Below are 5,579 nucleotides of genomic sequence, written 5' to 3'. Positions count from 1 at the left end.
AACTGGCTTTTCATGGTGGGACGTTGCCTTGCTTCCCCTGATCCAGCACTGGGGTTAAAGAACGGAGCCCCAGCTTCGCTCTGGTGGGGTTTCATCCCCCCGGACCCAGGGCATACATGGCCCCCTGTCGTCCGGGGAGTGGGCGTTTAGTGGCAGGGAAGTGGCTCGGGGGAGACTTGAACTCCCGACCTTGGGGTTATGAATCCCACGCTCTAACCGGCTGAGCTACCGAGCCATGGCAACTATCCTAGCAACACACCAACCCACTGTCCCTCAAGGTTGGTCCTGGCCTCAGGGCCAATCTGCTAGCGGCGGGGCAGCAGGGCCAGGGGATCTGCGGCGCCGCGGCCGGTGGGGTGAATCTCAAAGTGCAGATGGGGACCGGTGCATCTGCCGGTGCAGCCGATTTCACTGATTATCTGGCCGCGACGCACGGTCTGCCCAGGCTTCACCAGAATTCTGGAATTATGGGCATAGCGAGTGAGGCTGCCGTCGGAGTGGGTCAACTCCACCAGGTAGCCGTAGCCGTTGTGGTGCCACGAGGCCCGCTTCACCTGACCATCGGCAGCAGCCAGGACGGGTGTGCCCACGTGGTCGGAAATGTCAATGCCGTTGTGCATGCGCCCCCAGCGCCAGCCATAGCCGGAGGTGACGAGCCCGGACAGGGTGGGCCAACTCCAGCGGGTATCAAACCGCAACTCCTGCTGATGGTCAGCCAGCGTCTGGTTGGGCCAGGATAGACCGGCAACACCCGGTCGTGCGGCCAGGTGTTGGCTGTTGCGATCCGGCATGGGAACTTTGATTCTCAGGCCCGGCTGCAGATCCTGATCGCCAAGGCCCGGGTTGAGGGCATGAATGGTGGCCAGGAGACGGTCCCCTGGGGAAATGGTTGTCAGTTTTTCCCCCTCTGCCACGATGTGGATGCGCTCTCCTCGCCCGGGGACCGTGGTGTAAAAGGCAACCCCAGGCGGTGGCGTGTCTCGAAGGGTCAGGAGATCAAGGGAAATTGCGTACTTCACCATCAAGCGCCAGTCCTGGGGCACGCTGATCCAGCTTCCCTGGGCCAGCGGGTTCTCGTCTCTCCAACCCCCGTTGATCCACCGCAGGATGTCGGGAGACATTTTAATTTGGCTGGCCAACTCCTCGTAGGAAACGTTCTCGGCAAGCTGGATCCAAATCAGAGTTTGCTGGTCTTCAAAGACCGTCTCTTCCCGTTGGGCCAGGGTCGCGGACGTGGTTAAGGACTCGGGCGGCTCCTCCCGCAAGCTGGAGGGATTGATCCATGGCCCGGTATAGGCTTCCAGGTGGGACTTGAACAGGGCCGGCAGGCTGATCCAACTGCCTCTCTTCAGCGGTTGGGATTTGGTGACCCCATTGAAATGAAGCAGTGTTTGTAGCGGCAGGTTGAGCGCCTCGGCCAAGGCAAGGTGAGAGCCGTCCTGTCCCAACTGCATCCAGATCAGGTATTGCGGATGGTCTTGCTTTCCGGAGGGGGATGTACTGGGGACCAGTTCCTGCAAGATCCGCGGCTGCAAATTCTCAATGGCCGCCCTGGGGTTGAGTGTAGATGCGGAGAGGAGTGCAACAGCGGCCAGGATGGGCGTGGAAGCAACAGTGAGCTTGAAGAGAGACCGCACCGTGGATCCAGGGTCAGGAGAGAGGGGTGCGATCCGCGCCCCGGTAAAATTAGTGAACTGCCTTAGGATCCCTCTGACAACCCCCAGCGCTCCCACTTCTTCACATGATGCATCTCGCTTGAAGTTTCTTTCAGAGAATTTTGATGGGGAGGCTCCCATGGCGCCAGGGCGGAGTTGGTCTCCAGGCCAGTGGACCGCTGCTTTGGAAGGATGGCCCCATGCCGCTGGTCCCCAACGGGTGTCCGGCGTGGCCATGGAGCAGGCAGTGGCCATGGCGCTGGCGTGCGGACTCCAACCCCGTCGCCCCCTACTGCGCTGGTGCCTCTGCTGGCGCCGTCTTCAGCCTCGACAAAGTGCTCAACAACTGCTCGCTGCTGGTGTGCCCAGTGGTCCTGAATTGGGCCGGCAGCTTCGTGCATTGCGGATTGAAGCCATTGAGGCAGTTGAGCAGAGAACCCCTGACACCATCCCCGCCTCCAGGCCCCAGCACCTAAGCTAGTGGGCGTTCAAGGCTTTACGCCATGACGTTCACTGTGCTCAAGTTCAGTTCCGAAGACTGTGGTACCTGCCATCGCATGGCCCATTACGATGCTAAGGTGGCCATGGAGCTGGATGCTGAATTGATCATCGTGATGCTTCAGGACACCGACACCTACCGGCGCTACAGGAAGGTGCTCCTGGCCCAGTACCCCAATAAGGAGGGCATGGGCTGGCCCACTTATCTGGTGGTCAGTGATCCGGAAGGAGCCTTCACCATCCACGGTGAGTTGAAGGGGGGCATGCCCAAGGGGGAATTCCGCCGCAAGCTGGCGGCTCTTCTGCCGCAAGGGGAGGCCTAGCCAGCCGCCCTGGCCAGCGCTGTTGCGGTCTTCCTTAGCGCTTTTGGCGATCTGAGGATTGCTCTGGCTTGCGGCGGCGGTGCCTGTCGTTGGCTTCCATCAGCGACAGGTATATGACGCCAGCGGTGACGAACACCAGCAACACCACGGCCATCAGGCCCAGGGCACGGCTTGCCGTAAAAATTTCCGCCATCTGCACTCACAGCAGAGACTTGGGCTGCAGGACCGGAAGGGTCTCAGAACTTGAGCAGGTTATCCCCATCCCGCCCCCAGATCACGAATGCAATGGAAAGGCTGAACATGGCGGCCAGGGCAGCCCAGCCAACGGAAATCAACATGAACGGCAGATCGTTGCCGCCTCACCTTAGCGTAGGCAGTTCACACCGGATATGGCCATGGGCCGAGTTGTTGTCACCCACTCCACCTACATCCCGGGGCTACTCAAGGTTCTCAGGAAACTGGCCGCAGTGGAGGGGGTCACGACATGTACCCCGGCGGTGATCCGCCATGGGAGCACCAATGCCGAAACCTTCCAGTTGCGCATCACCACACCCCTGCCCCGGGGAGGTGGTTTCAAGGCCATCGCCCGCAAAGGCCGCTCCAGCCAGGAGGTGTTCATCACCACCCAACTGGAGAAAGCCGTGATCCAAAATGCGGTGCGGCGCATCCTGGATGCTTGAGGGCCTTGGTCAAAGTTTGGAACCGCCATGCCGTCCTGCCTCAGGTTACGACCTGGGATCAGCCAGGGGGGAAGCAAAAGCTGGGATCCATTTCCGGCACAAAGGCCAGTCTACTTCACCGTCACGACATGCCTCCCACATCGAGAGGGAGTCAGATCAGAACACTGGAGAAAGCAGAAGACCAACATGGCAGTTCCGTCGTCATCTTAAGTCATTGTCCTGGACACTGGCCAGATCCGGTTCACGGCAGTCAAGCTCTCTTTAACGTCCTGCTGGCGCTGGTCAGGGGTGGAACCGGTGAGGCAGCGGGTCATGTGGCCCAGCTTGCGGCCCCGTCGGCTGATGTGCTTCCCGTACCAATGGAGATGAAAGCCGGAGAGGTCTGCCAGGGCCTGCTGTTCATGGGCATAGGTCTTCCGGCTGTCTTCAAACCCCAGGAGGTTGATCATGAGGGCCCCTGGCGTACACAGGTCCGTCGGCCCTGGGGATGCCCCCGTCAAGGCCCGCAGATGCTGCTCAAACTGGCTGGTGGCACAGGCCTCGATGGTGAGGTGTCCGGAGTTGTGGGTGCGTGGAGCCAGCTCGTTTACCAGTAGGCCTTCCGGCGCCCAAAACATCTCCACGGCCAGCACACCCACGTAGTTGAGCTGCTGCAGGATGGAGCCAATGATGGTAACGGCGCGGGCTTCCACGCTCTGGGGCACCGAGGCGGGGGCAAGAACCGTGGCGCACACCTGCCCAAGCTGGCGGGTTTCCAGCAAGGGATAACAGCAAACCTCTCCCTCAACCGAGCGGGCCCCCACCATGGCCAACTCCCGCTCAAAGTCCACAACGCGCTCCAGATACCAGTCTTCCGTGCTCACGGTTTCAGAAAATGCCTTGAGGGTTTCGGGGCTGTCAATGGTCCGCAGACCCCGGCCGTCATAGCCGCCGGAGGCGGCCTTGGCCATCAGGGGATAGCCAAAATCATGGAGGCGCTCCGGGTGCGTCAGAGCCTCGTTGAGGTCCATCCAAGTAGGGACCGGGATGCTGAAGTCCCGCAAGACGTGACGCTGCCGCCGCTTGTCCATCAAGGCAGAGAGGGCCTCCAGGGAGGGACGGAACACCACACCGGCCTGCTCCAGAGGCACCAGGGACGCCAGGTCAACGAGTTCGTTTTCAAAGCCGATCACATCCACTTGGTCCGCTAGGGCCTTCACCGCCTCCGGCGCCCCCAGGGGACCCTGCACCCAGCCATCGGCGGCACCCACGGCGGGGTCGTCTCCACAGGGACCCTGCACCACCAGGCTGATGCCCATGGTCCGGGCCGCCATGGCCAGCATCTGAGCCAACTGGCCCGCTCCAATGATGCCCACCCGCATGGTCACCGGATCTCCCAATTCAGAGGAAACGACTGCTCTGCGCCACGCTGAAGCGCAACAGCGTCAGCAGCACGACCAGCAGGAACAGGGCCAAGCCCACTGTGCAGGCATAGCTGATGTCCAGCTCCCGAAAGGCCTGGTCATACACGTAGTACACCAGCGTGCGGGTGCTGCCGGCGGGACCACCCTGAGTCATCAGGAACACCTCCTCAAACACCTTGGTGGCCGCAATGGCGGAGATCACGGCCACCAGCACCACGTAGGGGCGCAGCAGGGGCAGGGTGATGTGCAGATGGACGCGCCAGCCACGGCAGCCATCCAGGGCGGCCGCCTCGTAAAGCTCCACAGGAATCCCCTGCAAACCCGCCAGAAAAATCACCATGTAGTAGCCAATCCCTTTCCAGAAGGTCACCACCATGACGGAAACCAGCGCCAGCCGTGGATCGGCGAGGAAACCGATGGGCTCGCTCCCCATCCAGGTGGCCAGCAGGCCGTTGAGGAGGCCGTTCTCCGCATAGAGCCAGCGGAAGGCAATGGCCGCAACCACGATGGACACCAGCACAGGGGTGTAGTAGGCGGCCCGCAGCAACTGGATCCCGGGCAGCTTCCGGTTCACCAGAATGGCCAGCCCCAGGGAACTCACCACAATGGGGGGTACAACGCCCACCAGATAGAGCACTGTGGTGCCCAATACCCGTCGGAACACAGCATCGGCCCACAGGCGGCGCAGATTGCTCAAGCCCACCCAGGCGAGGGGTTCGCTTACGTCCAGGCCGCTGCGGGTGAAGCTCATCAGCAACGCCAACACCGCCGGAATGAGCACCGACAGGGACAACAGCAGCAACGCAGGCATGAGAAACAGCCATGGTGTTGCAGAGCGACTGGAGGGCGGCATGGCAGGTGAGAATCACCGTGAAGAGATCCCGTCACCGTGACCCTAACCAACCTGACACGCATTCCCGTTGCCCTGGCCCAAAGGGGGTATGAGGTGGTGATCGGCAGGGACTGCCGGTTCCAGGTGGGGGAAGAGTTGCGGCGGCTGGGTTACGGGGCGGGGCTCAA

Annotated in this window: 8 protein-coding genes, 1 tRNA gene and 1 other RNA gene; 3 read left to right on the top strand and 7 right to left on the bottom strand. The window is 61.6% G+C overall.

Annotated elements, in window-relative coordinates; translation table 11 throughout:
• Positions 1-161: 161 nt before the first annotated feature.
• Positions 162-235: transfer RNA gene (locus FLM9_RS05810), tRNA-Met, on the bottom strand.
• Positions 236-305: 70 nt separating this feature from the next.
• Complete coding sequence (locus tag FLM9_RS08575) at positions 306-1,637, bottom strand: M23 family metallopeptidase (RefSeq protein ID WP_074457681.1); 1,332 nt, start codon at positions 1,635-1,637, stop codon at positions 306-308.
• A 157-nt stretch (positions 1,638-1,794) separates the two neighbouring features.
• On the opposite strand from FLM9_RS08575, the gene FLM9_RS07850 reads away from it, so the two are divergent.
• Positions 1,795-2,136, top strand: a complete 342-nt coding sequence (locus tag FLM9_RS07850) for a tRNA nucleotidyltransferase/poly(A) polymerase family protein (RefSeq protein WP_143324628.1) — start codon at positions 1,795-1,797, stop codon at positions 2,134-2,136.
• A 22-nt stretch (positions 2,137-2,158) separates the two neighbouring features.
• Positions 2,159-2,476: a thioredoxin domain-containing protein gene (locus FLM9_RS05795; protein ID WP_074457679.1), complete on the top strand. Its 318-nt coding sequence runs from the start codon at positions 2,159-2,161 to the stop codon at positions 2,474-2,476.
• Between the two features lie 34 nt (positions 2,477-2,510).
• Here the strand turns inward: FLM9_RS05795 and FLM9_RS08215 are convergent, their stop codons facing one another.
• On the bottom strand, positions 2,511-2,669 hold the full coding sequence (locus FLM9_RS08215) for a hypothetical protein (RefSeq protein WP_180365319.1): 159 nt from the start codon (positions 2,667-2,669) through the stop codon (positions 2,511-2,513).
• Positions 2,670-2,712: 43 nt separating this feature from the next.
• Positions 2,713-2,814, bottom strand: coding sequence for a cytochrome b6-f complex subunit PetN (locus FLM9_RS05790; RefSeq protein WP_074457678.1), 102 nt, complete (start codon positions 2,812-2,814; stop codon positions 2,713-2,715).
• Positions 2,815-2,871: 57 nt separating this feature from the next.
• On the opposite strand from FLM9_RS05790, the gene FLM9_RS05785 reads away from it, so the two are divergent.
• Entirely contained in the window at positions 2,872-3,156 is a 285-nt protein-coding gene (locus FLM9_RS05785; protein WP_074457683.1) for a DUF2103 domain-containing protein, read from the top strand.
• A gap of 15 nt (positions 3,157-3,171) precedes the next feature.
• Here FLM9_RS05785 and ssrS read toward each other — a convergent pair.
• The 3 genes from ssrS to FLM9_RS05770 form a co-directional block, all read right to left on the bottom strand.
• Positions 3,172-3,355: non-coding RNA, 6S RNA (ssrS, locus tag FLM9_RS05780), on the bottom strand.
• Between the two features lie 7 nt (positions 3,356-3,362).
• A complete protein-coding gene (locus FLM9_RS05775; RefSeq protein WP_074457682.1) occupies positions 3,363-4,517 on the bottom strand; it encodes a 5-(carboxyamino)imidazole ribonucleotide synthase in 1,155 nt (384 codons plus the stop codon).
• A 19-nt stretch (positions 4,518-4,536) separates the two neighbouring features.
• Positions 4,537-5,412 (bottom strand): carbohydrate ABC transporter permease, encoded by an 876-nt coding sequence (locus FLM9_RS05770; RefSeq protein WP_074457677.1) that lies wholly within the window; start codon positions 5,410-5,412, stop codon positions 4,537-4,539.
• Positions 5,413-5,579: the final 167 nt, after the last annotated feature.

Source organism: Candidatus Synechococcus spongiarum, assembly GCF_900047545.1.
Taxonomy (GTDB): Bacteria; Cyanobacteriota; Cyanobacteriia; order PCC-6307; family Cyanobiaceae; genus Synechococcus_B; species Synechococcus_B spongiarum_C.
Note: the sequence above shows the minus strand (reverse complement) of the source record. Positions and strands in the feature narration are given on the sequence as shown.

What these genes read in the sequence shown, in the direction of transcription:
- FLM9_RS07850 (WP_143324628.1), top strand. Translation starts at nt 1,795, where the DNA reads ATGGCGCCAGGGCGGAGTTGGTCTCCAGGCCAGTGGACCGCTGCTTTG.
- FLM9_RS05795 (WP_074457679.1), top strand. Translation starts at nt 2,159, where the DNA reads ATGACGTTCACTGTGCTCAAGTTCAGTTCCGAAGACTGTGGTACCTGC.
- FLM9_RS08215 (WP_180365319.1), bottom strand. Translation starts at nt 2,669, where the DNA reads ATGGCGGAAATTTTTACGGCAAGCCGTGCCCTGGGCCTGATGGCCGTG.
- FLM9_RS05790 (WP_074457678.1), bottom strand. Translation starts at nt 2,814, where the DNA reads ATGTTGATTTCCGTTGGCTGGGCTGCCCTGGCCGCCATGTTCAGCCTT.
- FLM9_RS05785 (WP_074457683.1), top strand. Translation starts at nt 2,872, where the DNA reads ATGGGCCGAGTTGTTGTCACCCACTCCACCTACATCCCGGGGCTACTC.
- FLM9_RS05775 (WP_074457682.1), bottom strand. Translation starts at nt 4,517, where the DNA reads ATGCGGGTGGGCATCATTGGAGCGGGCCAGTTGGCTCAGATGCTGGCC.
- FLM9_RS05770 (WP_074457677.1), bottom strand. Translation starts at nt 5,412, where the DNA reads ATGCCGCCCTCCAGTCGCTCTGCAACACCATGGCTGTTTCTCATGCCT.